This is a genomic window from Streptomyces sp. NPDC029466 (assembly GCF_055574515.1).
The window spans coordinates 51471-76574 of sequence record NZ_JBVHZH010000037.1; the positions used below are offsets into that span (position 1 = coordinate 51471).

Sequence of the window (25104 nt, forward strand, 5' to 3'; positions counted from 1 at the left end):
TGGTCTGTCTCTGGCGCCTCCCCTCTTCCCCCCAACGCGAACAACACCCCCGCGGGGAAATGGGAGGAAAGAACCAACAAAAAAAACACCCCCCCCCCCCCAGAAAAGGACCGCCCCCCGCCTTGGGGGTGCGGGCTGTCAGAGGAGCCAACCCACGAGGTTCAGGACATGGGCCAGCAGGTGAGTGAGGATGTCCATGGGGATTCTTCTCCTTGAAGTCGGGGACTCAACTCTCCGGACCAGCAGGGGATATCGACCGGAGGCGCGGTAACTGTCTGCGGCATGTCGCTCGCGCCCCGTCATCATGGCTCGTCGCTGCGAGTCAATTGAAGGCCTCTCCTCTTCGATCATGCTTACCGGCGAACACGCGCCCCGCGTTCGCGTGTTCGCATCCTGTGGAGTCTTCGCAATGCCCCATATGACGCCCCTGCCGCCGTTTTAAGAGGGCATGGTCGGGCTCATACGGGCATAGTGGTCGCGCAATGCGTGACCTTTCTCATTGCCGATCTCATTGCTGAAATGAGCCGGACGGCATTCACCCGGAATTGACGTGCAATCAGAAGCCCCGGGTGCCCGGGCAATGATGGACATATACCCGGAAGTGAGCTCACTGAACTCGCCGGTAGCGAAACGGTGCGTCAGGGACTCCGTATTCCCGCGAGAATCCCCCGGTGCCGGTGTCCGAGTTTCACAAGACGATCACGTGTTAGCGTCCGTCGCCGCGAACCGAATACGCGAAAGGAAACTCCGTGGGCCACCTGCACCACTTCAGCGCGGGCTGGATATCTCCGGTCCTCGCCTATGCCATGGCATGCGTGGGATCCGCCCTCGGGCTGCGCTGCACCGTAAGGGCGCGAGCGGCCGACGGCCGTTCACGCCGCAATTGGCTGCTGACCGCCTCCGTCGCCATCGGCTCCGGCATCTGGACCATGCACTTCATCGCCATGCTCGGATTCGGGATCACCGGCAGCCCGGTCCACTACGACGTCCCCCTGACCGTGCTCAGCCTGCTGATCGCCATGGTGGTCGTCGGCGCCGGTGTCTTCACCGTCGGCTACGGCGCCCCCGGGCTGCGCTCGCTGCTGCTCGGCGGCCTGGGCACCGGCGTCGGCGTGGCCGCCATGCACTACCTGGGCATGGCGGCGATGCGGCTGCACGGGCACGTCGGCTTCGACGCGGGGCTGGTCGCGCTCTCGGTCGTCATCGCCGCCGGCGCCGCCACCGCCGCCCTGTGGGCCGCGCTCACCGTGCGGGGCACCATGGGCGCGGTCCTCGCCTCCCTCGTCATGGGGCTCGCGGTCAGCAGCATGCACTACACCGGAATGGCTGCCGTACATATCGAATTGACGCCCAGCCGGGCGCCGTTGACCGGGGTCACCGCAATGGAATTCGTCTTTCCGCTGGCCGTTGCCCTCGGTTCGTTTCTCTTCCTCACGGCGGCCTTTGTCGCATTGTCCCCGACCGCCCGCGAGCGTGCCGCGGCCGCCTCCGTCGATTCGCTGCCCGAGCACTGAACTCCGCATCTCGTCAGACCTGTTGAGGAATTCATGCACATACGACAGACCCCGGACCGATCCGGGCCCGCAGGGGAGGCCCCGCCCGGGAACGGACGCCCCCGGCATGCGCTGCCCACGGCCGCCAAGTCCTGGAAATTCGCCACGGATTACCGCGTGCGCCTGATGCCCCGCTCGGTGCGCGCGAAGATCGTCGCGCTGCTCATGGTTCCCGTGGTGTCCCTGATCGCCCTCTGGGCGTTCGCCACCGTCACCACCGCGCGGAATGTCTCCGACCTCCAGCGGCTCAAGGACGTCAACGCCACCCTCGTCGCCCCGGTCGGAGACTTCGTCTCCGCCGTGCAGGAAGAGCGCAGCGCCGCGGCCCGCGCCCTCGCTTCCCCCGATCCCGGACGTCAGCAGACGCTGCGGGAACGGCAGCGGGCCACCGACTCCGCCGCGGTCGCCCTCCGGGACGGCATCGTCGCCGGCAGTGCGGACGCGGAGACCACCGACACCCAGCTGCCCGGCCGTATCGACCGGCTGCTGCACGACGCCGACGGGCTGACCGCGCTGCGCGGCCGTGTCGACGGCGACAAGCCCGACCGGGACCGCCTGGTCGCTGACTACACCGGCGTCATCGAGGACGGGTTCGCCACCGTCGGCGCGCTGACCGGCCTGGAGAAGACAGCGGTCTCCTCGGAGGCGCGGGTCGTCCTGGAACTCTCCCGGGCCCGCGAGGCGCTCGCCCGTGAGGACGCGGTCATCGGCGCCGCCCAGCTGGCCGGCCGGATGTCGCCGGGGCAGTTCGATGCGTTCACCGGCGCGGTGCACACCCAGCGCGCGCTGTTCAACGCCGCGGTCGACGATCTGCGGCCCCGGGACGCCGCGGCCTACCACCGGATCCTGGACGGCGCGGCGTACCGCGAACTGCGCGCCGCCGAGAACGCCGTACGGGACGCCGGCGCGGGTACCTCTGCCGCCACCGCCGTCCCCGCCGTGCACTGGACCGATGTCAGCGACACCGTCCTGCACGACCTGCGCGCCGCCCAGCGGGCCGCGAGCACCGAGGTCGCCGGGGACGCCGACCCGCTGTCCGCCGACACCCTCGGCGGACCCGGCATCGCCGTCGTCCTGGGTCTGGCCGGTGTCCTTCTCTCGCTCCTCATCTCGGTCAAGATCGGCCGTCGGCTGGTCGTCGAGCTGGAGCAGCTGCGCAACTCCGCGCTGCGGGTCGCCCGCCGGGATCTCCCTGCCTCCATGCGTCTGCTGCACGCGGGCAAGAAGGTGGACATCGATGCCGTCGCGCCGCTCGGCGACCGCGGCCCCGGCCGCGACGAGGTGGGGCAGGTCGGCGAGGCCCTGGTCGCGGTGCACCGTGCCGCGCTCCAGGCGGCGGCGGGCCGGGCCGAGGCGCTCAGCGGTATCTCCGGTGTCTATGTGAGCCTCGCGCGGCGCAGCCAGCTGCTGCTGCACCGCCAGCTGGCCTTGCTGGACACCATGGAACGCCGCACCGAGGACCCGGTGGAGCTGGAGGACCTCTTCCGGCTCGACCACCTCACCACCCGGATGCGGCGGCACGCCGAGAGCCTGATCATCCTCTCCGGCGCCGCGCCAGGCCGGGGCTGGCGCCATCCCGTCCCCCTGCTCGACGTGGTACGCGCGGCGGTCGCCGAGGTGGAGGACTTCCCGCGGGTCGAGGTGCACTCCGTCGTGGACGCCCGGCTGGCCGGTGGCGCGGTGGCCGACCTCACCCATCTGCTGGCCGAACTCGTCGAGAACGCGGTGATGTTCTCGCCCCCGCAGACCAAGGTGCAGGTACGCGCCGAACGGGTCGGCTCCGGTATCGCCGTGGAGATCCACGACCGCGGCCTGGGAATGGGCAAGGAGGCGCTCGACGAGGCCAACCGCCGCATCCAGGACGCCGAAGAGATCGACCTGCTCGACACCGAACAGCTCGGCCTCTTCGTCGTCAACCGGCTCGCCCACCGCCGGCACGTCAAGGTGGCCCTCCAGCCTTCGGTGTACGGCGGCATCACCGCCGTGGTGCTGGTGCCCGATGCCCTGCTCGCCGCGGAAGCGGACGAGGAGCCGTCGGACGCGCGGAGCACCGAGCCGTCCGAGGCGGGTGCCTCGCTCTTCCACCGGCGTTGGACGGCCGCACACCGGATGCCGGTGGCCGCGGCGCCCCGCCGGCCCGCGCTCCCGCCCGCCGAGGCCAACACCGCGGCGGAGCGGCCCGCGGCCGAGCATCCCGCACCCGCCGCCTCCGCCCCGCTGTCCGAAGCGGCGGCGGAGGCGGACACCGCACTGCCGCGCCGGGTGCGCCAGGCCCACCTCGCGCCGGAGCTGCGGACGAGTCCCGACCAGCGGCCCGAGTGGGTGCCGCGCACCGAGGGCACACCCGCACCGCGGCGTTCCCCGGAACAGGCCCGCGCCACCATGGCGTCGCTGCGCGCCGGCTGGGCGCGAGGCCGCGGCGGCACCCCTCCGCCGCCGAACCCGCAGCCGGCGCCGCGGCGCGAGCCACCCGAGCCGCCGTACCCGCAGGACCCGCGGCAACCGAACGGGGCGAACGACAATCCGTCACGAGGAGAAGAAACACCATGACCGGCGACCAGCAGCTTTCCGGCGAACTCAACTGGCTTCTCGACGACTTGGTCACCCGTGTGCCGGCGGTCCACTCCGCCGTGGTGCTCTCCGGCGACGGGCTGGCCGTCGGTACCTCCAGCGGACTCACCCGTGACGACAGCGAGCGCTTCGCGGCGATCGCCTCCGGCTTCCACAGCCTCGCCAAGGGAGCGGGCCGGCACTTCGCGGCCGGCCAGGTCATCCAGACCATGGTCGAGCTGGAGGGCGGCTTCCTCTTCGTGGTGGCGGCCGGCGACGGTTCGTGTCTGTCGGTGTTCGGCGACGCCGAGGCCGATATCGGCCTGGTCGCCTACGAGATGGCCCGGCTCGTCAAGCGGGTCGGCGCCCACCTCGGTACCCCCGTACGCGCGGGATCGGAGTGACCGGCCACCCATGACCGACTCCACCCCGCGCTGGTACGACGACGAAGCGGGGCCGATGGTCCGGCTCTATGCGATGACCGCCGGGCGGGCCCGGCCGAGCAGTGCGGCCTTCGAGCTGATGGCCGTCGTGCAGGCCGAGCCCCGGCCGGACGAGGCCCCCACGCTGTCGCCCGAGCAGCACGCGATTTACCGGCTGTGCGACGAACGCCCCCGCCCGGTCGCCGAGGTCGCCTCCGACTCCGGGCTGCCCCTGGGGGTGGTCCGGGTGCTGCTGAGCGATCTCCTGGCCGAGGGACTGATCCGCGTCAACCGTCCCGTGCCGCCTGCCCAGTTGCCCGACGCGCACATACTCAGGGAAGTGATCGATGGACTCCGCGCGCTCTGACTCCTTCATGGCCCTCAAGATCCTGGTGGCCGGAGGGTTCGGCGTGGGCAAGACGACCCTCGTCGGCTCCGTCAGCGAGATCCGCCCGCTCAACACGGAGGAACGGCTGACCGAGGCCGGCCGCCCGGTCGACCGGCTCGACGGGGTCCAGCAGAAGACCACGACGACCGTGGCCATGGACTTCGGACGGATCACCCTCCACGACGACCTGGCGCTGTATCTGTTCGGCACACCGGGGCAGAACCGGTTCTGGTTCCTGTGGGACGAGCTGGCGCAGGGCGCGCTCGGCGCGGTGGTGCTCGCCGACACCCGGCGGCTCGCCGACAGCTTCGCGGCCATCGACTACTTCGAGCACCGCAGCATCCCGTTCGTCGTCGCCGTCAACTGCTTCGACGGCGTCCGCGCCCACCGGGCCGAGGAGGTGGCACGCGCCCTGGACCTCGATCCGGCGACCCCGGTGCTCCTGTGCGACGCCCGGGAGCGCGCGTCCTGCAAGGAGGTACTGATCGGTCTGGTCGAGCACGCGGCCTCGGCCTACGAGGCCAGGCTGCCCGCCAACTCCGTCTCTCCACCGGCGGGTTGAGAATCCTCCGTCAGCAGTCCGTGGATGCCGACGGCCGCGGCCCGGCCCGCGCGGTTGGCGCCGATGGTGCTCGCCGACGGCCCGTACCCGACGAGATGGACCCGCGCGTCACGGAGCGCGCGGGTGCCGTCCATCCGGATGCCGCCGCCCGGCTCGCGCAGCCGCAGCGGGGCGAGATGGTCGAGGGCGGGGCGGAAGCCCGTCGCATAGAGGACCACGTCGGCCTCGACCGTCCGCCCGTCGCCCCAGACGGCCCCGGTGGGTGTGAGGCGCTCGAAGAGCGGCAGCCGCTCCAGCACGCCGCTCTCCCGGCCCCGCCGGATCGCCTCGGTCATCGGCAGGCCGGTCACGCTCACCACGCTCCGGGGCGGCAGCCCCTGCCGGACCCGGTCCGCCACCAGGGCGACCGCGGCCCGGCCCTGCTCCTCGCCGAACGGCCCCGCGCGGAACACCGGAGGCCGGCGGGTCACCCAGGTCGTGGCGGCCGCGACCGGTGCGATCTCCAGCAGCTGCTGCACGGCCGAGGTCCCGCCGCCGACCACCACCACACGTGCCGCACGGAAATCCTCCGGGCCCCGGTACTGCGCACTGTGCAGCTGACGCCCGCCGAAGATCTCCTGCCCGGGGAACCGCGGCCAGAACGGCCGGTCCCAGGTCCCGGTCGCATTGATCAGCGCCCGCGCCGCATAGTTCCCCTCCGATGTCTCGACCAGCAGCCGCCCTCGCTCCAGGGCTCCGGTGGACTCCGTCCGGGAAGGATCCGCACCGCCCTCGCGCACCGACAGCACGCTCACCGGCCGGTGCACCCGTAGCCCGAAGGTCCGCTCGTAGCTGTCGAAGTACCCGCCGATCACCTCGGACGACGGCCGCCGCGGATCCGCGCCGGTCAGCTCCATGCCCGGCAGCGCATGCATCCCGTGCACCTTGTCGTACGTCAGCGTGGGCCACCGGAACTGCCAGGCACCGCCCGGCCGTGGCGAGTGATCGAGCACCACGAAGTCCCGGTCGGGCCGATAGCCGATCCGCCGCAGATGAAAGGCGGCGGCCAAACCGGCCTGCCCGGCACCGACCACCACGACCTCGACCGCACGCACCCCGGAGTTGTTCATGTTTCTACTAACCGGGGGAGGAGGTCAGGTCTTCCCGCCGGGCCGGCGGTTCTTTGGTCCGCTGAGGCAGCACCGCGCCCCAGTGGCCCGGCCATCCCGCCCCGACCGACGGTCAGCGACCGCCGGCGATCAGCAGCGGTGCCCCACCCGGCGCCGACGCCGGCCGGCCATTGGCCGCAGGTTCGCCGGCCAGCGGAGCGGGACCCGCCGCCAGCAGCCCCCGGCCCCCAGCTCCGGCCGTACGCCCTCCCCGAACCAGTACGCCTCCTCCAGATGCGGATAACCGGAGAGCACGAAGTGCTCGATGCCCAGGGAGTGGTACTCCTCGATCCGGTCGGCCACCTCCGCATGGCTTCCGACCAGCGCGGTCCCCGCACCGCCCCGCACCAGACCGACCCCCGCCCACAGATTGGGCGAGATCTCCAGCTCAGCAGCCGCCCACGCGAGATCCGCTGATAGGTCGCGGCCATCTGCGCCGCCGGCACCGGCGAGATCACCCCCGGCCGGAACGCGACCAGGAACTTCAGCCGCTCGGTGACCTGGGTCAGCGCCACCGTCGTCAGCCAGGCGTCCTCGCACCACGTACCGGTCGGCGTGAGCACCGCCTCGAACCCCAACTGCTCGGCCGCCTTGGCGATTTGGGCCAGATACTCGATGTCCGTGGCCCGCACCCCGCTCACCGGGCGATGCGATCACGCCGAATCCCGCCGTCGGTGTAGGCATGCCGGTCGACGAGGGTCCGGCCGTCGCCGCCGGTCGGCAGAAACCAGTGCAGGTGTACGGACATCTCAGTGGTCGTCCAGCGCGGCCGGCGCGGTCACCTGGAAGCTGAGTCCGTTACCTCAGCGGCAGCAACGGCCGCACCCGCGGCGGCACGAGCCCGAGGCCACTCGCAGCAGGTCGATGTGACCGCGCGTGGTGAGCGGCGCTGATGTAGACATGTCGCTGAACGTAGCGGCGCGCTCCGAAAGGGGTCAAACACCATCTCGGCTGCTGGACCTTTGTTGCCGGCGCATTGAGCCCGCATTGCCGACGACACCCCACGGGGGTACGGACGAGCTCCCACCGTCCATACGAAAATGATCGCATGAGCACCGCATTCACCACCCGCACCCTGGACGTCACCACCGGCTCCACGGAAACCGTCGCCGACCTCACCGCCGACTGCGCCGCGTTCCTCCGCGAGGCAGCCGACGGCCGCGACGGCCTGCTGAACATCTTCGTGCCCCACGCCACCGCCGGCATCGCCGTCCTGGAAACCGGCGCCGGCAGCGACGAAGACCTCCTGGCCGCCCTGCACGACCTCTTGCCCGCCGACAACCGCTGGCGCCACCGCCACGGCACCCCCGGCCACGGCCGCGACCACGTTCTCCCCGCCCTCGTCCCACCCCACGCCACCCTCCCCGTGGTAGCGGGCCACATGGCACTGGGCACCTGGCAGTCCGTCTGCCTGGTCGACACCAACATCTCTAATGTCAACCGTCAGGTTCGACTGAGCTTCCTGGGCTGAGCAAGATCGTCCTGGGGGTGGCCGTGAATTCTCCGTACCCTGCGTGCCCGAAACGGAGAGACCTTGCGCGGTACGGACCTGAACATGATCGAACGACCCTACGACGGATGCGGAAAGTGCCTGCTCGGCGTGCGGCGACTGTCCCGCATGAAGCTGGCCACGTCCTCCCCTGAGCGCCAACGGGAGGACGTGCTGACAGCCGCAGCATCTGTCGGCGGGCACATCATCGGCTGGGCTGACGACTGGGAGGTATCGGGAGCCACGGACCCGGTCACCCGGCCCAAGCTCGGCCCGTGGCTTCGCGACGAGCGGGGGCCGTACGACGGCCTCGTCGCCGCAGCGGTGGACCGGCTCGGCCGCAACGTCGTTGACTGTCTGAACACCGGCTACAAGATGCGCGACGAAGGAAAGCTGCTCGTCACGTATGGCCACGAGGGCCCCTGGGACCTCAACGACACCACTGACGAGAACCGCTTCACCATGGAGGCGTGGGGCGCCCAGATGGAGTTGCGCGCCATTCAGCGCCGGAATCGAAGCGCCACCGTCAAGACACGCGCTGCCGGACGCCCCAAGGGGAAACCCTCGTACGGCTTCCGCTACGTCCGAGTGGTGATGGGCGGCAAGATCGACCACGTCGAACTGCACTCGCACGCTGCCACCGTGATCAGGCTCGTCGCTCGCCGCATCCTTGCCGACCCTGAGCGCAACACCTCCAGCAGTGAAGCAGCTCGCCTGAACCGCGCGGGGGAGCCGGCGCCTGTCGACCACTTGGCCGTCATGTACGGGAAGCCGTCGCGTGGCCGGCCATGGCACCCCACGAGCCTGCGGAACATACTTCTCTCCGAGGCGGCCCTGGGATATCTGATGCACAACGGCAAGCCTGTCATCGACCAGGAGGGGAACCCGGTACGGCTCTGCGAGGGCCTGTGGGACCGGGCGACCCACGAGGCATTGAAGAAGGCTCTCGCCGCCCGGGCCATTCCGTGGAAGGGGCGCCGCACCAACCGCGACTACCTCCTCACGGAGGTGGCGCTGTGCGGGCAGTGCCACCACAGGCTGTACACGCAGACCCAGAATTGCCCTGCTGTGCCACCGCGCTATGCGTGCACCGCCCGGAACAAGGGATGGCCGAGTGCGAAGGACTGCCGCCCCGCACCGCTCATCCGCGCCCATCTCCTCGACGAGTACGTCGAGGAGTGGTTTCTGCAGAAATTCGGTGACGGCACTATCTTCGAGACCGTCTACGACCCCGGTAACGGAGTGCCGGAACGCATCGCCGAAGTGCAGGCAACGAGGGAGCGGCTCCGGGCCGACCGCGAGGCCGGCCTGTACGACGCGGCTGATGACGCCCAGTGGTTTCGGGAACGGTACGCCGCCCTGGGACGTGAACGGGCTGTGTTGGAGTCCGAGCCGCAGCGTCCGCCAGGGATGGTCCAACGGCCGACGGGAGAGACGGTCGCGGACCGCTGGCACAAGGCACCCGATGTTCAAGCACGCAAAGAGATCCTCCTGGACTTCGGGGTGCGGGTCACTCTCTTCCCGGCTGGAGCTCCCGTCCGTTACGCGGTCGGCGTCATGCACGGGCCGGAGCGGAATCCGTCCGGAATCGCGTAGGGGCACTACAAGAATTTCCCGGCTGCTCCAAGCTGCGGATTTCGTCGACCATCGGATCCCTGGCTCTTTGCTGTGCAGAGGAGGACGTGGAACGTGGTGGCTGAGGGAATCCCAGCGGGGGCTGCTGTCGGCAGCCTTTGGGCCGAAGAGGAACGACGTGGAGGAGGGTCGGTTGCCCTGTCGTCATGGCTGGTGACGACAACGAACGAGGAAGTGGCAGCCACAGTTTCTGGGCTCTACGGTGGCCGGCCTCGAAGCCGTGATCGACAACAGGAAGCCTTTGAACTGATGCTGGACAGGGATGCGATCGGGGTGAACATCGACGGTCCCGGGTCGGTGATCAACCGTATGGTGCTGGAGCTGGGAGATGGGCGGGGACCGATTCATGTCTGCGATGGATCCAACGTCCTTGAGCCGATGGACAACGCAGGTGACCCTTGCGGCTGTCCCGAGTCGCTCTTCGACCGAAAGGCCGCCGCTCGATCCGGTCAGGGACCCAAACCGGATTCCCGTCTCGCATTCAGGCTCGCCGCGGCACCCGAAGTAGGGATGTTCGTACTGACTTCATCATCGTGGGCATTTTTCGACTCGTTGAGCGCCGCAGTCCTCACTATGGAGCGTGGAGCCAGTGGGGCGCGGATGGAGATTCGTCTGCAGCGGAAGGTTGTCACGACGAGGTCAGGAATGGCTGTCAGTTATGTGTATCCGATCCTCACAGTAGCTGAACCTGACTTCGTCGCCCCAAGTCATCTGCAACTTGCGGCATGATTCCGGAAAGCCATTCAAAGGGGGATGCTCCGGGAGAACACCAGGTCGAGACGCCGTGGCAGAGTCTCGTCGCCGACCTGGTGGAGGTGGTGCTGGAGGTGAGGGCCTGGGCCGCTCGCGCGGCGGGTTCACGACCAAGCTCCATCTGAGCGCGGATGGGGCCAGGATCGTCCTCACCCTGGCGGCCGTGGTGGACAGGATCCTCATGGAAGCGACGGCCGGCTGACCGCGACCCCTTTGGTTACTCAGCGCTTACGACGCCTGCCGCGAGATCCGCGCCGCCCGGACCCTCCTCCCGTGACGTCCTCGCCGCCAGACGGCCTACCGATCCGGGAGTCGGCCCCCGGCGCGCCCTGCCCTCTGCGGTCCGCCGAGACGACCAGCGCCGCGAGCAGTGTCGTCAGCGGCACCGAGGCCACCAGCCCGATGCTGCCCACCAGCGTGCGCACGATCTCCGTCGCGACCACCTCGCTCGTGGCGACCGTGCCGACACTGCTCTGTGCGATCGAGAACAGCAACAGCAAAGGCAACGCCGCGCCCGCGTAGGCCAGTACAAGCGTGTTCACGACGGATGCGATGTGGTCCCGTCCGATCCGCATCGCCGCGCCGTACAGCCGGCGCCAGCTCGTCGACGGATCCGCCTCCTTCAGCTCCCACACCACAGAGGTCTGGGTCACCGTCACATCGTCGAGCACGCCCAGGGAGCCGATGATGATGCTCGCCAGCAGCAGGCCGCGGATCTCGATGTCCGGGTACAGACCGTGCACCAGCGCCGTTGTGTCGTCCGTGTTGCCGGTCAGCAGTGCCCAGCCGATGAACACCGATCCGAGCAGGCCGATCAGCAGCAGTGACGCGAGCGTGCCGAGCACCGCCACCGATGTCCGGGCGTTCAGACCGTGGCACAGGTACAGCGCAATCAGCATGATCGCGCTGCCGCCGACCACCGCCACGACCAGAGGATTGGACCCCTGCAGGATCGCCGGAAGGATGAACAGCGTCAGCACCATGAAGCTCGCCGCCAGCGCCACCAGCGCCAGCACCCCGCGCAACCGGCCGACGACCACGACCGCGAACGCGAAGATCGCGGCCAGCACCCACATGGGGAGGGTCCGGTCCACATCGCTGACCGAGTACTGGAGATCCCTCGGGGCCTTGGGGGAGTACGCGACCACCACGTCCTGCCCGGTGGTGTAGTGCCGCGTGGCGTCGGGTGTCACCACGGTCTGGAAGGTCCGCCCGGCGTCCTTCCCGGTCGTGACCTTGATCGTCGCCTGCTGGCAGTCGTTGCCCTTCGCCGCTCCCCCGGTCGGTGGCTGACCCTGCGGCGACGTCGGCTGAGGCGGCTGTTGGGCATGGACGTCGGCGCAGTTCACCTGCTCCACCTTGACTACGGTGGCGCGTTCCGTGGGCTGGTCGAAGCCGACCCCGGACGGCTTGTGCGAGGGCGCGCCGCCCGGCCACAGCACGACCAGGCCGATCACCACCGCGGCGGCGAAGGGGATCAGTACCGCCGCGATGACCTTGCGCAGATGCCGGGAGACGGGCGCAGCGGGCCCATGGCCGTGCGCGTGCGGATGTGTGTGGTGCTCGTGGCTGCTCACCGCCCGATCATCGCAGGAGCGCATGTGGCTCCAGGGACGGACCCGTCAGTGTGCGCGTCGCCCGCCTGCTCCAGACGGGCGACGGGCTCCTGGCCCACCCGCCGTTCACGCCGCCGGCCACTGGCCCCGTGGGCGCCACTGATCCGGCACGCGGAAGTCCACTCTGCACCGGTTCAAGGTCTCCGACGGAGGTAAGGCCGAGCTTCGCGATCTCATCCGCACTCACTATGTGGAGCGCGAGGGGTACGCGCTTCAGGCGTTCTCCCGTCCTGGTGTCGAAGGCTTGCTGGTCACCGGCGACCGTTCCTCGATATGCGATGTCCGTCTCACCGAGATCGCCTGTCATTCCGGACATGCCCCTGAGCCGTCACTCGCCCGCGCTTCGCCTGCACGATCAACGTGCCGATATAGCCCTCTTCGGGGGCTTCGAACACCTGCCCGCTGGCTTCCTCGAAGCCCGCCTCGGTCAGGAAGCTCTCCCAGCCCTCCGGGGTGTAGGCGTAGCGGTACAGGAACGTCTCCTTGCCCGCGAATCCGCCCTTGTACATGCCCTGTGGGCCGTATGCGCCGGGGATGGCCGGAGGCTGCGAGAAGACGAAACGACCGCCGGGGTTCAACCGCTGGTACACCAGCGGGAAGAGGCGGGTCGGGTCGGTGAACCAGGCTGCGCCGAAAATCGAATAGATGGCGTCGTAGGTCTCCGTCGTCGAGCTCAGATAGTCGAGCACCTCGGCGCACTGGAGCTGCACTCCCAGCGGGCCCCACTTCTCCCTCGTCTGCTCGACGGCGACGGGAGACAGGTCGATCCCCGTCATTTTGACCCCGCGCTTCGCAAGGTGGGCCAAGTGCCTGCCGGTGCCGTAGCCGATCTCCAGGGCGGCCGATGGGTCGCCGAGCAGCTCCGGGCCCGGCCCATGGCCCGTGTACTGGGTCCAGCAGAAGACGGGCTCCGCGCCATCGAACACCTTGTCCCGTGTGCTGCGGGCGAAGGCGTCCCAGTTGTCGCGCTCGTGGTCGTAGCGGTGCTGTGCGGGCAACGGGCTTCCTCGGTGTGGGTCGGGCAGCGCGGCACCCCGCCCGCATACAGCGAGGCGGGGGCACGCACTGTAGCGCCTACGGGCGCCGGGTCAGTGGCTGTCGGGCACCTTGTTGTCGCACGGCGAGCAGTCGGACTCGTCCGACGCCCACAGTTCGGTGTCGACCTTGAAGCCGTTCTGGTTGATGAGTCCGGCCGTGCGCATCACGGTGCCGTCGCGGCGGCGCTCGATCAGCGGGGCGTGGTGTTTGTAGTGACCGCCGTTGTACTGGTCGCAGAACGCGAAGTAGAGAGGCGTGTCGAGGATGATCTGGTGGACGCCGATGTCGACCGTCTTGCCGACGCCCATGTCCATTCCGGGGTTCTCCATGGCGGTGATCAGGTAGGCGATGCCCTGGCCGAGGACACGCTCGGCCAGGCTGCGGACCTGGACGCTGTCACGGAGGAGGAGCCGGACCTCACGCTCCCAGAGGTCCTCCACTCCGACATCGGCGACGAGGTGGGGCACGCGCTCTTGGAGCGCGTTCAGGATGACCCGCGGATCACGGGTGCGTGTCGGGGTTTCGACTGTGACGGACATGTGCGTGCCTCCTACTTGGCGGGTTGTGCTGTGGAGTGCTGCACTTGCTGACCCGATCCGGCCGCCTGCCTGGAGTGATCGGCAGGGCGACCGGGCTGGGCCGTTGCCCGCCCGAGTTGCGGCTGTCTGTCCACGCAACCGGGGCGGGTGGTCCTGGGGTGCGGCGGCCGGCGCCGCCTATTCAGGGGGGCGCGTGAGCTGGTCCTCCGGTGACGCTGCGGTGGGGGCGCTGCCAGGCCGGTTCGCGTCCTCCTCCTGGCGGGACACCCGCTCGCCGAGGTCGCGAAGCATCTTCTCCGCGTGCTCTGGGGTGCCCCACTCAGGTGGAAGCTGCGCGCGGACGGCTCTGCCCAGGGCGTCGAGGTGCCGGTACAGCTCGCGTTGGGAGACATGGCGACACCACCATTCCTCGATCTCCCAACCAGCTGACAGGAGCCGACTCCGGAGACTGCGACGTGGCGGTTTGAGCAGTCGTTGCGAGTTGAGTTCCGCGTTGGAGAGCGGAGCCCTCCTGCGGCGGGCCGGGAGCAGGTGCGGCATCGCCCTCAGCTTCCCTTCGGCAGGTCGATGACAGTGACGTTGCGGAGTTCGCGGACCGTCCGGGAAGCGAGCACGGCCTTCAGGCCCGGATGGCCGTAGGGCAACATCACGTCGGTCTCGTACGTTTGCCACCCGCCGACCGTGAGCTGGTAGGCGGTTCCGGAGACACCCCAGAGCCGCGGAGTCCTGACCCTGAGGACTACGGAGTCCGCGTTGCTCAGGTGCGGGCACTGCTCGACGGACATACGTGCATGCACGTCACACAAAGGCGGCATCTCCGTCCGAGAGCGCTCCGGCCACGTCGGCGGGTCCCACGGTTTGCGCCAGTCGAGGAACAGCCAACCGTCTCCGTTGCGACTGGCCGGATGGCCGCAGACCTGACACTTCATGGAAGACATGCAGAGGTACTGCCGCGCCGGGTGCATGCTGTCGTAGATCGGCCGGCCGACCCCGGGGGAGTGAGTCATCCGCGCCCTGAGTACACCCGAGTCGTCACGATCAGTAGGCCGGGGAGCTTCCCTGTAGGCAAGACGTGGATCGGGAGTGAATTCAACGGTCAGGTCGGATTCGAGCCCGGCGCGCTCGCTGTCCCACGCAGCTACGAAGGGAACGACAGCCGGAAGGGCCATGGGGCGGGTTGGGGTCATGATGCTGCCTCGTGTGTACCGGGTCACTGTGCGCTCCCCCCGACGAAAAGCTCAGCCCAGACGATCTTTCCCCAACGGCGGTATTCGGTGTCCCACCGGTCGGCCACTCCCTCAATGAGCAACAGCCCGCGGCCGGATTCCTCGTCATCGCTCGGCGTCCGCCGCGAGGGCGATTCGCTCGACCTGTCGCTGACAGCGATCCGCACACGGTCGTTGCTGGCGCGGCTGATGCTGACGCGGAGGTAGCGGGATGTGCTGTGCTGCACGCTGTTGCCGACCAACTCCGTGACGATCAGAGCCCCGTCGTCGATGAGCTGGGTGAAGTTCCAGGTCTCCAGGGCACCGTGAACAAGTCGACGAGCCAGACGTACGGATTCGGGTGTGCATCGCAGCGTCTCGCTGTACCCAGGGGCGCCGATGGCGCTGGGGCTGGTTGCGGTCACGGTCACGGGGTCTTCCCTCCGGGGTGGTGGAACGCCCGGCCCTGACGGGGGAACAGGGACGGCACACTCTCCTCCAAAAGCCACCGGTTCTGACCGGCGGCGTCACGCGGGGTCAGGAAGAACGTAGAGCGCTGTGGTACCAACTCCCAAGAAGATTGCGCGAGTTTGCAGCAAGTCGATTGACGAGCACGAACACGGGATCGACCATCGTGATGTCGCGCAATGTTGCGCAAGGCAGACGACGGGAGAGTGACCATGAGGCTACGGTTCCTTGGTAAGAACTCCACCCCCGGAGACAGTCCCACCCTGTACGCCAGTGATCAGGACAGTTATGTCGTCCAAGGCTGGAAGGTCTATGCCCAGGACTTGCTCATGCAGCTCGATGTGCCGGAGGGACAGACGGCAGTCGAGGTGCCGACCGAGCTCTTCGAGCACCTGACCAAGGACGGCCTTTCGCACGGCGAGATCAAGAGGTTCGACGACCCGATCATGCTCGTCACCGAGCAGGGCACGTGCATCGTGCAAGGTCCGGTGATGCGTGACGCCGAGGCCCTGAGCCAGATGCGCTTGCCTGACTATGAGGATTGCATCGAGGTACCCAAGTCCTCGATCACAGCCCTACTGGAGGAGAACGGTGGACCTGATCACCAGCGCCCAGCGTGACGAGCTGTTCAACCGCTTCGAGCGCGATGCGTTCCATCTGGAGCTGAGGGACGACTACGGCTCGCCCATCGAAGACACCCCGTATGCGCGGTGGCAGAGGGGCGAACCTGACGACTACTCGTGGCTCGACCCCTGGATGACGCTCATGAAGCGGGTGACCGGGGAGGGCAAGACAGTACGGCGAGTCCGAGTGATCACCGAGCCGCACTCTCAGTACGTCGGATGGGAGCACTCGCTGACCCCTCTCAATATCGAGGCCGGCGAGGACATCCGCTGGCTTCCGCGGCACCAAGTGCCCGAGGGCGCCAACTTCCCCGTTGGCGGGAACGACTGGTGGCTGTACGACGACCGTCTACTCGCGGTCGGCCACTTCGACCCCGAAGGCCGGGTCCTGGGCTCGCAGATCATCGAGGACCCGGACATCGTGGCCGAGTGCATCGGTCTGCGTGATCGGCTCTGGGCCTTGGCCATTCCCCACTCCGAGTACAAGCTCTGACCCCTCGGTGAGCACGCAAGCGCAAGAGGCACGAGAGGCGCTGGGCGCCCGGCTGCGCGGATTCCGGAAGGATGCAGGATTCGCGAGCGGTCGGGCGCTCGCCCGTGAACTCGGCTGGCAGGAGTCGAAGGTCTCGCGCCTCGAAAACGGTAAGCAGAACGCCAGCGAAGAGGACATCAGGACCTGGTGCTCGGCGACAGGGCAGGGAGAGCACGTCGATGACCTGGTTGCCACCGTGCGGCACATCGACGAGCTATGGCTTGAGTGGCGCCGGCAACTCGCGACCGGCGCGGAGAAGAGGCAGCAGGCCGCACTTCCGGTCTATGCGAAGACCAAGCTGTTCCGCATCTGGCACCCCACGCTCGTGTGGGGGACCCTTCAGACACCGGAGTACGCCGCAGAGACTTTCAAGCAGGTCGTCGAGTACTACGAGATTCCCGATGACACGGAGGCCGCAACGGCCAAACGGCTCGAACGGAACAAGTATCTGTACCAGGGCAACCGGATCTTTAACGTAATCCTTGGCGAGCAGGCTCTCTACTCGAACTTCGGGGGGCCGAACGTGATGAAAGGACAGCTCGACCGGCTGCTTTCTGCAATTCGCCTTCCGCGGGTGAGCCTGGGGATCGTTCCCCGAGATGCAGAGCTTTCCATCTGGCCGGGAAACTCCTTCTCCATGTTCGATGACAAGCTCGTGCTCGTGGAGACGTACTCGGCGGAGTTTTCCGTGACGCAGCCACGGGAGGTCGAACTCTATGCCAAGGCGTTCGCCCGTCTGAAGCAGTCAGCAGTGTACGGAGCCCCGGTCAGGGACCTCATCTTTACTGCGATTCAGCATTTCGATCGAATGCCTATCGATTGAGGAAACGGAAGAATGCCTGAGAAGTCGAAGTGGCGTACCAGTACCTACACGAAGTCGGACAACTGCATCGAGATTGCCGACGAGACCCCGCCTAAGGTTCTGGTGCGGGACAGCAAGGACCGGGACGGTGTAGTCCTGGATTTCCCGCACGCGTCCTGGGTGGCGTTCGTCGAGTTCAGCAAGCGGCAGAGTTTCTAGGCGCGACGGGGCAGATCTTCGAGATCCCGGGGCCGACGGACGAGCCGGCCGAGGTCGTGGAAGATCGCGTAGTGCAGCGCATAGCGGGGCCCTCTGGGGCTGGGCGTTCGGCTTCATTGCCCACCAACCGGCAGGGAGCCACTGGGGCGAACACGGGGCTGTGCCGGGAGGAGGGTGGGCATGACGGGAACGGGTGCGGTGACCGGCTGCCCGCCCCCGGTGCGGGCGAGGCGCAGGATGGCGGCGGACACGCGGGCGACCGAGTCCGGTACCCGGCGGAAGCTGGGAAAGTCGTTGATGTCGACGACCACGGGTCCGTCGGGGCCGAGGAGGACGTCGACGCCGTAGAGGTCGAGGCCGAAAACGGCTCCGATCTCGGTGGCGATCCGGGCGACTTCGGGGGGCAGCGGTACGTGGCGTTCGCGTACCTCCTCCCCTCGGTGCAGGGGTGAGCGCCGCTCGATCGCGTAGAGATCACCGGCGATGCAGTAGACCTTGAGGTCGGTGCCGGAGTTGGGGACGTAGGGCTGGGCGATGAGCAGGCCGCCGCCGGTCGGTTCGGCGTCAGCAGCAGTCAGTTGGTCCGGTGTCGCGACCAGTCGGACGCCGCGGCCCGAGCTGCCGTCGGCGGGCTTGACTACGAGGGGGAATTCCGACGCGGGTACTGCCGCGAACTCCTCGGGCCGGCCTGCCGCGTACGTCACGGGAACCGGCAGGCCGTTCCTGCGGGCGATCACCGCGGCGAGGGCTTTGTCGCGAACGCCGCGGATGGAGCGGGCGTCATTCACGGTGGTCAGGCCGACGGAGGCAGCGGCCTCCAGCAGGGGCAGCCCGGGTCCGCCGGCGACGGTCTTGAGGACCCAGGCGTCATGACTGCCCGCCTGTATTGCCTCGGACATACAGATCAGTGCGCGCCCTGGCTGCAGCACATCCACCCGGTGGCCCCAGGCGGTGAGTTGGCGGATGACGTCCAGCGGCATTCCGTCGTAGCGGTACTGCTCCTCCACCAGGAAGCAGAGCCTCATGGGTGCGCTCTTGTCGTGCTGCCGCACGTTCGCCGCTCGTCCGGAAGGGCTGTGACGCATCAGGATCCCATCTGTCGTCTTCTACAAGGGTGTAGAGCATAAGGTCCGTCATTGGCGGTCAGGGCGAGGCGGAACGGGGATTCTGCGTACGGCGCGATGTCGCGTCGCGGCTTTGAACGGTCCAGGCGGCGTAAGGTCAGCCGCTCGTGTAGCTGGATGAGCCGGTGTGCGGCGCTCGTGGCTGTGGCGTGAGTCAATCTGTCAGCGGTGGTCACAGCGAGGCTGATTCTACAGTGTTGTAGATTTCGTGATCCGTCCCGCAACAATCCTCGGGGCTTGGGCCCGGCAGCAGGGCGGCGGATCGTCGTCGGCGCCGAGGACGGAACGGCCGCTTGTGGCGGCTGTGGCACAGTCAGTTCAAAGGGTGGGGTAGTGGGCAGTTCGGTCTGGTCGGGTACGGCGACGTCTGCCGCTTCAGAAGAGGGGCCGGCGTTGCTGCCGCGCGGACTGGTGGATCTGCGGGGCTCGGGGGATGTTCCGGCTGTGCTGTCGTATCCCGCGGGTGCGGTGGTGGTGGTCTCCGGATTGCCGGGCAGCGGTAAGAGCACCCTGCTGCACCGCTGGTCCAAGGCTGCGCTCGTCATTGACCCGCGCATCGTCCATGTCTCCTGTGAGGCGGTGATGCCGGCATGGTTGCCGTACGCGGTGTACCGGCCCTGGGCGCGGTGGAGGTACTTCCGCTGGCTGCGCACCGCGGTTCGAGGTGGCGGGCCGTTGTTGGTCCATGACTGCGGTGGTCGGCCGTGGATGCGCCGTTGGCTGAGCAGGAGCGCCGGACGGCAGGGACGTGAACTGCACCTGGTCGTGCTGGATGTAGGGGTGGCCGAGGCATTGGCGGGCCAGGCAGCCCGCAGCCGGTGGGCCCCGCGACGTGCTTTCGACCGGCACCGTAAGGGGCTCGACCGGCTCCTTCAGGCGCTGTCCGGGCCCGGTACGGCACAGCTGTGTGCACCAGGGTGTGCCGACGAGGTTGACGCCGCATCAGCGGCGACCGTCGGGCTGCCGGGGCAGCCTGACGCACTGCCGCCTCCCGCCCGTGGCCCGGTTCGGGAGGCGGCGTCAGTTGTCTTGTTGGACCGCAGTTCGCGAGAACGGGTGACGGCAGTGCAATTCGTCGCCCCACATGCCTGGCCGCAGAGGCAGCTGATCCGCTAGCCGTCCGCGTCAGTCCTCGGTGGCGTGTGCGGCGCCGACGAGCTCTTCGAGAACGTCTTCCATGGTGACGAAGCCGATGACGGTGCCCTTGTTGCCCGTGACGGCGGCCAGATGGGTTCCGGCCGCGCGCATCGCGGTCATGGTGTCGTCCAGCGGGGCGTCGAGCGCGACCTTGGTGATCGGGTGCAGCGCGGTGCGTGGGAAGGGTACGATGCGCTCCGCGATGCCGAGGGCGTCCTTGATGTGCAGGTAGCCCTGGATCTCCGCGCCGGGCCCGGTGACCGGGAGGCGGGAGAAGCCGTTGGCAGCGGCTGCCCGTTCCAGGCCGCGGGGGGTGATGTCATGGCCGACCGTGACGAACTTGTCCAGCGGGACCATCACTTCGCCGACCGGCCGGCTGCCGAGTTCGAGGGCATCCTGGAGCCGTTCGCCGTCCTCCGGGTCGAGCAGGCCGGCGGCGCTGGAGTCCTTGACCAGCCGGGCGAGTTCGTCGTCGGTGAAGACGGAGGAGACCTCGTCCTTCGGCTCGACCTTCAGCAGCCGAAGGAGAGTGTTGGCGAAGGCGTTGATCCCGAAGATGACCGGTCGAAGTGCCCTCGTGAGAGCGACCAGGGGCGGGCCGAGCAGCAGCGCGGTCGGTTTCGGTGCGGCGAGCGCGATGTTCTTCGGCACCATCTCGCCGACCAGCATGTGCAGATAGGTCGCCAGGGTCAGCGCGATGACGAACGCGATCGGGTGGATCAGCGCGTCAGGCACACCGATGGTGCGGAAGGGCGGTTCCAGCAGGTGCGCGATCGCCGGTTCGGCGACGGCGCCGAGCACGAGGGAGGAGACGGTGATGCCGAGCTGGGCCGTGGCAAGCATTGCGGAGAGGTGCTCAAGAGCCCATAGGGCGCTCTTCGCACGCCGGTTGCCCTTGCGCGCGGCTGGTTCGATCTGACTGCGCCGGACCGAGATCAGCGCGAACTCCGCGCCGACGAAGAAGGCGTTGGTGATCAGAGTGAAGGCGCCGATCAGCAGCTGGATCGCGGTCATCGGGCCTCCTCCTGGGGGGCGGTCGCGGACGGGGCGGGTGCGGTGACCGACACCCGGTCGGCACGGTGGTGCTCCACGTCGAGAACAGCGAGGTCCCAGCCATCCACCGCAACGGTGTCGCCTTCGGCGGGGATGCGTTCGAGGAGCGTGGCGATCAGGCCGGCCAGCGTCTCATACGGGCCATCGGGCACCGTCAGGCCAATGGCCGCGAGTTGGTCGAGACGGACACTGCCGTCGGCCTCCCAGGCACGGCGGTCGTTCTCCGGCGGCGCTTCGAGGAGGTCAGGTACTTCCACGGGGTCGTGCTCGTCGCGGACCTCGCCCACGACCTCCTCGACGATGTCCTCCACAGTGGCGACACCGGCGGTGCCGCCGTACTCATCTATGATCACGGCCATGGTGCGGGCCTTGCGCAGCCGCCCCAGAAGGGTGTCCACCGGCAGGGAGTGGGGGACCATCAGTGGCTCGGTAGCCAGGTCGGTGACCGGCGTAGCGGCCCGCTTTTCCTCCTCCAGGGCCAGGACATCGCGGATGTGGAGGGTGCCGATCACCTCATCGAGGCTGTCGCGGTAGACCGGGAAGCGGGACAGGCCGGTGGCCAGTGTCAGATTCGCGGCATCGGCGACGGTGGCATGGGCTTCCAGGGCCTGTACGTCCACCCGTGGGGTCATGACGTTCTCCGCGGTCAGCTTGCTCAGGTGCAGGGTGCGGACGAACAGCTCCGCCGAGTCCGCCGCTATCGCGCCTTCGCGTGCCGAGTGCTGTGCGAGGGCAACCAGTTCCTCGGGAGTACGGGCCGAGGCCAGTTCCTCGGCCGGCTCCAGTCCGAAGCGGCGCACCAGCCGGTTCGCCGTGTTGTTCAGGTGGCGGATCAGCGGGCCGAAGGCGGCCGTGAAGACGCGCTGCGGTCCTGCGACGACCTTGGCCACAGCCAGCGGGCGAGAGATCGCCCAGTTCTTCGGCACGAGTTCGCCGACCACCATCAGCACAGTGGTCGAGATCGCCACACCCAGCAGGGTCGCGGTGGTCGAGACCGCCCCACCGGGCAACCCGACGGCCTCCAGCGGGCCGCTGAGCAGGGCGGAGACCGACGGCTCGGCGATCATGCCGATCACCAGCGAGGTCACCGTGATGCCGAGCTGGGCTCCGGAGAGTTGGAAGGTCAGACGTTTGGCGGCCTTCAGGGCGCCCTCGGCGCCACGCTCACCGGCCGCAGCAGCACGGTCCAGCTCGCTGCGCTCGACCGTGGTGAGGGAGAACTCGGCGGCGACGAACACCGCACACGCCAGGGTCAGGGCCAGCGCGACGAGGAGCAGCAGGACTTCGGTCACCGTGCCACCCCCGCTTTCCGGCTCCGGATCCGCGGGCAGGGCGTGGCACGGCTGGGACTGGGAGGTTCACCCATTGCGGGTCTGCTGCTCCTTCTGTGCTCGGCGGATCGGGCGGATCCGCATGTCGTTGTGTGGGCTGACCGGGGTGGCAGTATCTCCGAAACGGCAGTAAAGGATCGGTAAAATGCCCTCGCCGGACGGTTCTGGCTCCCGACCGGGCGCCTTTCGGACTTTCTCCTTCTAGGCCGCCGGGATCTCGCACCGGTGGAGACGTCGCCCCCTATGCTTCTACAGCTGTGTAGAAGCATAGGGGGTCGGGATGTTGCCCGGTCACCTGGGCGCAAGAATCACATGTAAAACGAAGGAGTGGACGCCACGATGGTGTTCAAACGGCTGCTCGGCTCACTCGGGGTGGGCGGACCCGCGGTAGACACGGTCCTGGACGCAGGTGCGGTGCTGCCCGGTGGCAGCCTCGCCGGCCAGGTTTATCTGAAGGGCGGCGAGGCCGACTTCACGATCGAGCACATCACCCTGGAGCTGATCGCGCGGGTCGAGGCTGAGCACGACGACGGGGAATCGGAGGGCGCGATCGTCTTCGACCGGTTCACCGTAGGCGGCGGCTTCCGCCTCACGGCGGGGGAGCACCGCAGTGTTCCCTTCAGCGTGATGCTGCCGTGGGAGACTCCGATCACCGAGCTCTACGGCCAGAACCTGGGGATCGTGCTCGGCGTCCGGACCGAGCTCGGGGTGGCCGGCGCCAAGGACAAGGGCGACCTCGACCCTCTCTCCGTGCGGCCTCTTCCCGTCCAGGAGGCGATCCTTGAAGCCCTCGGCCAGCTCGGCTTCGGCTTCAAGTCCGCTGACCTGGAGCTGGGGCACATCCGGGGTACCGGCCAGCAGCTGCCCTTCTACCAGGAGGTCGAGCTCGCACCCTCCCCGCAGTACGCGCACCAGGTGAACGAGATCGAGGTGACCTTCCTCGCCAGCCCTGGGGGCATGGAGGTGGTTCTGGAGGCCGACAAGCGCGGAGGTTTCTTCGCCGAAGGGCACGACGAGGTGACCCGCTTCACCGTCGGCCATCACGACGTTCAGCACCGTGACTGGAATGCCGAAGTCGACTCCTGGATGCGTAAGTTGGTCGACCATCGCGCTTCCTACAGCTCCTACGGGCACAGCACCCCGTACGCGCACGGCGACCCGTATGCCGACAAGAGTCATGGCCACCATGGTCATGGCCACCACAGTCACGGCGATCACCACCATGGTGACGGTCACGGCCACCGCTCCGGTCCCGGCATGGGCACCGTGGTCGCGGCCGGCGCGGCCGGACTCGCGGTCGGCGTCGTCGGCGGAATGGTGGCGGCTGAAGTCGTCGACGAGGTCGGTGATTTCTTCGAGGGCGACGACGACTGAGGGGCCCTTCGCCGCCCCGGTAACTCCTGCATCCGGCCCTGGTAATTCCTAGGTCATGCAGAGGGATCGGTGGTCCGGGCCGTCCTCCTAGTCGGCCCGGACCCTTATTCCTAGAGTGGCGTCGCCGCTTCCAGGATGAAGAAGAGCGTCACGGCGGAGTTGGCTGAGGACAGCGCCGAGATCGCGGTGCCCGCTGCGGCTCCCCAGGCGGCCAGGCCCACTGTGGTGAAGACCGGCGGCCAGCTGCGCGCGGCTGGGGCCGGCCCGAGCAGGGCAGCCACCCGTCGCGGCAGCGGCCCTGCGGACGCAAAGCCCGCCAGAGTTGCGGTGGGGGCTCCGCGTGAGATCAGCGCGGCCTTGCCGACCGCTCGTGCCACGACGTGGCGGTTGCCGACGGCGGTGGCTGCCTCCTCGTCCGCCCATCGCTCGGCGGTGTACACCACAGCCGTACGCAGGGGCCGCAGGAACGGGTTGGCGCGTGCCGCGAGTTGCACGGCCAGCAGGAACCGGTGGTGCCGGGCGGTGAGGTGAGCGCGCTCGTGGGCGAACAGGGCCCGGCGCTCGGCCGCATTCAGTGCGGCCAGCATGCCCGTGGTGACCACGATGCGGTCGCGCCTGCCAGGCAAGGCGTAGGCGTACGGCGTCGTGTCAGGGAGGACGGCCACGGGTGTGGCGGGGAGCCCCGACAGAGCTCGCCCCGCGTGCCGGCGTAGGCGGTGGTGCCGCCAGGCCGCTCTTGCACAAGCGGCGATCACGGCGAACAGTGCGGGGATCGCGACCCTGCCCGCCACTTCGTCGTACGGCACCGCTTCGCGCACCTCCGGGTCCGACCAGCCGTCCGGCAGTGGATTGCCGGGCAGTTGCGCGGTCCCGACGACCATCAGCAGAGCCAGACACAGAGTGCTGCACACTGCGAGAACAGCAGCAACAGTGGTCAGCAGCCAGGTGGCGGCACGCGGGTGAAGGCGGTGTTCTGCCAGGCGCGCGATCGGCCACGCCGTCAAAGGCAGCACCAGCGGCAGGAAGACGAAGAACCCCATACCTTCAGTCTTCTCCTTCACCGGCCGTCTGGGCCAGCAGGTTCCGCAGCAGCATGTCATCGTCGGGCGACAGTGTGGTGACGAAGCTGGTCAGGACGGCCTCCCGGTCGGCTTCGGCGTCCAGAACCCTCCGCATGCGCAATGCGGCCAGCCCTGCCTCGTCGGCGATCGGAGTCCACTGGAAGGATCGGCCGGCCCGCTCTCTGGCGACCGCGCCCTTCGTGTGCAGGCGCGTCAGGATGGTCATCACGGTGGTGTAGGCAAGGCCGGTACCGAGTCGGTCCTGCACCCAGGCGGCGGTAACCGGTGCCCGGGCCTGCCGCAGCACGGAAAGCACCTGTGATTCCAATTCGCCCTGGCCGCGCCGACGGATAGGCGGTTCGGCGCCGCCCTCATTCTGGTCCGTCATGCCCGTTAACCTCCCGCGTCCATGCCCGCGTGCTGCCGCGAAGCGGTTCATCGTACTGAGTCTCGGCACGGCGCCGGCGACCGTTCCGCGGTGT

25 protein-coding genes and 1 pseudogene are annotated in these 25104 nt (G+C 68.5%); 14 read left to right on the forward strand and 12 right to left on the reverse strand.

The features are described from left to right. Positions 1-749 precede the first annotated feature (749 nt). The 5 genes from ACZ4XD_RS25950 to ACZ4XD_RS25970 all read left to right on the forward strand — a co-directional run bounded on the left by ACZ4XD_RS25950 (position 750) and on the right by ACZ4XD_RS25970 (position 5475). Positions 750-1514, forward strand: coding sequence for an MHYT domain-containing protein (locus ACZ4XD_RS25950; protein ID WP_468045870.1), 765 nt, complete (start codon positions 750-752; stop codon positions 1512-1514). 165 nt (positions 1515-1679) lie between these two features. Next, positions 1680-4103 (forward strand): sensor histidine kinase, encoded by a 2424-nt coding sequence (locus tag ACZ4XD_RS25955; protein WP_468045956.1) that lies wholly within the window; start codon positions 1680-1682, stop codon positions 4101-4103. Beyond that, entirely contained in the window at positions 4100-4507 is a 408-nt protein-coding gene (locus tag ACZ4XD_RS25960; protein WP_468045872.1) for a roadblock/LC7 domain-containing protein, read from the forward strand. The genes ACZ4XD_RS25955 and ACZ4XD_RS25960 overlap by 4 nt, the downstream gene beginning before the upstream one ends. Before the next feature lie 10 nt (positions 4508-4517). Then, positions 4518-4892, forward strand: a complete 375-nt coding sequence (locus ACZ4XD_RS25965; protein ID WP_468045874.1) for a DUF742 domain-containing protein — start codon at positions 4518-4520, stop codon at positions 4890-4892. Then, a complete protein-coding gene (locus ACZ4XD_RS25970) occupies positions 4873-5475 on the forward strand; it encodes a GTP-binding protein (protein ID WP_468045876.1) in 603 nt (200 codons plus the stop codon). Before ACZ4XD_RS25965 ends, ACZ4XD_RS25970 begins: the two co-directional genes overlap by 20 nt. On the opposite strand, the gene ACZ4XD_RS25975 is transcribed toward ACZ4XD_RS25970, so the two are convergent. After that, a complete protein-coding gene (locus ACZ4XD_RS25975) occupies positions 5427-6584 on the reverse strand; it encodes an NAD(P)-binding domain-containing protein (RefSeq protein WP_468045878.1) in 1158 nt (385 codons plus the stop codon). The two genes, ACZ4XD_RS25970 and ACZ4XD_RS25975, sit on opposite strands and share 49 nt — an antisense overlap. 112 nt (positions 6585-6696) lie before the next feature. After that, positions 6697-7371 (reverse strand): annotated as a pseudogene (locus ACZ4XD_RS25980) (LLM class flavin-dependent oxidoreductase). A gap of 300 nt (positions 7372-7671) precedes the next feature. On the opposite strand from ACZ4XD_RS25980, the gene ACZ4XD_RS25985 reads away from it, so the two are divergent. From ACZ4XD_RS25985 to ACZ4XD_RS25995, 3 genes are all read left to right on the forward strand, one after another. After that, on the forward strand, positions 7672-8094 hold the full coding sequence (locus tag ACZ4XD_RS25985) for a YjbQ family protein (RefSeq protein WP_468045880.1): 423 nt from the start codon (positions 7672-7674) through the stop codon (positions 8092-8094). 84 nt (positions 8095-8178) lie between these two features. Then, on the forward strand, positions 8179-9708 hold the full coding sequence (locus tag ACZ4XD_RS25990) for a recombinase family protein (RefSeq protein ID WP_468045882.1): 1530 nt from the start codon (positions 8179-8181) through the stop codon (positions 9706-9708). A gap of 93 nt (positions 9709-9801) precedes the next feature. Further along, on the forward strand, positions 9802-10476 hold the full coding sequence (locus tag ACZ4XD_RS25995; RefSeq protein WP_468045884.1) for a recombination directionality factor: 675 nt from the start codon (positions 9802-9804) through the stop codon (positions 10474-10476). Positions 10477-10721: 245 nt separating this feature from the next. Here ACZ4XD_RS25995 and ACZ4XD_RS26000 read toward each other — a convergent pair whose 3' ends face one another. The 5 genes from ACZ4XD_RS26000 to ACZ4XD_RS26020 all read right to left on the reverse strand — a co-directional run bounded on the left by ACZ4XD_RS26000 (position 10722) and on the right by ACZ4XD_RS26020 (position 15329). Continuing rightward, on the reverse strand, positions 10722-12101 hold the full coding sequence (locus tag ACZ4XD_RS26000) for a YibE/F family protein (RefSeq protein ID WP_468045886.1): 1380 nt from the start codon (positions 12099-12101) through the stop codon (positions 10722-10724). Positions 12102-12403: 302 nt separating this feature from the next. Then, positions 12404-13114, reverse strand: a complete 711-nt coding sequence (locus ACZ4XD_RS26005; protein ID WP_468045888.1) for a class I SAM-dependent DNA methyltransferase — start codon at positions 13112-13114, stop codon at positions 12404-12406. Between the two features lie 90 nt (positions 13115-13204). Further along, entirely contained in the window at positions 13205-13693 is a 489-nt protein-coding gene (locus ACZ4XD_RS26010; RefSeq protein ID WP_468045890.1) for a hypothetical protein, read from the reverse strand. Between the two features lie 545 nt (positions 13694-14238). Continuing rightward, the gene (locus tag ACZ4XD_RS26015) at positions 14239-14478 is read right to left on the reverse strand and encodes a hypothetical protein (protein ID WP_468045892.1); all 240 of its coding nucleotides are present in this window, start codon (positions 14476-14478) and stop codon (positions 14239-14241) included. 425 nt (positions 14479-14903) lie between these two features. Further along, positions 14904-15329 (reverse strand): ATP-binding protein, encoded by a 426-nt coding sequence (locus ACZ4XD_RS26020; RefSeq protein WP_468045894.1) that lies wholly within the window; start codon positions 15327-15329, stop codon positions 14904-14906. A gap of 249 nt (positions 15330-15578) precedes the next feature. On the opposite strand from ACZ4XD_RS26020, the gene ACZ4XD_RS26025 reads away from it, so the two are divergent. The 4 genes from ACZ4XD_RS26025 to ACZ4XD_RS26040 are packed head-to-tail and all read left to right on the forward strand — an operon-like array spanning position 15579 to position 17542. Beyond that, the gene (locus tag ACZ4XD_RS26025) at positions 15579-15986 is read left to right on the forward strand and encodes a hypothetical protein (protein WP_468045896.1); all 408 of its coding nucleotides are present in this window, start codon (positions 15579-15581) and stop codon (positions 15984-15986) included. Continuing rightward, positions 15958-16482 carry a DUF6879 family protein gene (locus ACZ4XD_RS26030; RefSeq protein WP_468045898.1) on the forward strand — a complete coding sequence of 175 codons (525 nt, stop codon included), beginning with the start codon at positions 15958-15960 and terminating at the stop codon, positions 16480-16482. Before ACZ4XD_RS26025 ends, ACZ4XD_RS26030 begins: the two co-directional genes overlap by 29 nt. A gap of 7 nt (positions 16483-16489) precedes the next feature. Beyond that, positions 16490-17344: a helix-turn-helix domain-containing protein gene (locus tag ACZ4XD_RS26035; RefSeq protein WP_468045900.1), complete on the forward strand. Its 855-nt coding sequence runs from the start codon at positions 16490-16492 to the stop codon at positions 17342-17344. 12 nt (positions 17345-17356) lie between these two features. Then, positions 17357-17542 (forward strand): DUF397 domain-containing protein, encoded by a 186-nt coding sequence (locus ACZ4XD_RS26040; protein WP_468045902.1) that lies wholly within the window; start codon positions 17357-17359, stop codon positions 17540-17542. Positions 17543-17655: 113 nt separating this feature from the next. Here the strand turns inward: ACZ4XD_RS26040 and ACZ4XD_RS26045 are convergent, their stop codons facing one another. Further along, positions 17656-18567 (reverse strand): ATP-grasp domain-containing protein, encoded by a 912-nt coding sequence (locus ACZ4XD_RS26045; RefSeq protein ID WP_468045904.1) that lies wholly within the window; start codon positions 18565-18567, stop codon positions 17656-17658. Positions 18568-19110: 543 nt separating this feature from the next. Here ACZ4XD_RS26045 and ACZ4XD_RS26050 point away from each other — a divergent pair. Then, positions 19111-19782: an AAA family ATPase gene (locus ACZ4XD_RS26050; RefSeq protein WP_468045906.1), complete on the forward strand. Its 672-nt coding sequence runs from the start codon at positions 19111-19113 to the stop codon at positions 19780-19782. A gap of 9 nt (positions 19783-19791) precedes the next feature. Here ACZ4XD_RS26050 and ACZ4XD_RS26055 read toward each other — a convergent pair whose 3' ends face one another. Next, positions 19792-20817 (reverse strand): hemolysin family protein, encoded by a 1026-nt coding sequence (locus ACZ4XD_RS26055; protein ID WP_468045908.1) that lies wholly within the window; start codon positions 20815-20817, stop codon positions 19792-19794. Then, positions 20814-22148 (reverse strand): hemolysin family protein, encoded by a 1335-nt coding sequence (locus tag ACZ4XD_RS26060; protein WP_468045910.1) that lies wholly within the window; start codon positions 22146-22148, stop codon positions 20814-20816. The genes ACZ4XD_RS26055 and ACZ4XD_RS26060 overlap by 4 nt, the downstream gene beginning before the upstream one ends. A 378-nt stretch (positions 22149-22526) precedes the next feature. Between ACZ4XD_RS26060 and ACZ4XD_RS26065 the strand changes: the two genes are divergently transcribed. Next, the gene (locus tag ACZ4XD_RS26065; protein ID WP_468045912.1) at positions 22527-23561 is read left to right on the forward strand and encodes a sporulation protein; all 1035 of its coding nucleotides are present in this window, start codon (positions 22527-22529) and stop codon (positions 23559-23561) included. A gap of 110 nt (positions 23562-23671) precedes the next feature. On the opposite strand, the gene ACZ4XD_RS26070 is transcribed toward ACZ4XD_RS26065, so the two are convergent. Together ACZ4XD_RS26070 and ACZ4XD_RS26075 are read right to left on the reverse strand one after the other, a co-directional pair. Beyond that, positions 23672-24601, reverse strand: coding sequence for a M56 family metallopeptidase (locus tag ACZ4XD_RS26070; protein ID WP_468045914.1), 930 nt, complete (start codon positions 24599-24601; stop codon positions 23672-23674). Positions 24602-24605: 4 nt separating this feature from the next. Then, the gene (locus ACZ4XD_RS26075) at positions 24606-25010 is read right to left on the reverse strand and encodes a BlaI/MecI/CopY family transcriptional regulator (RefSeq protein WP_468045916.1); all 405 of its coding nucleotides are present in this window, start codon (positions 25008-25010) and stop codon (positions 24606-24608) included. Positions 25011-25104 lie beyond the last annotated feature (94 nt).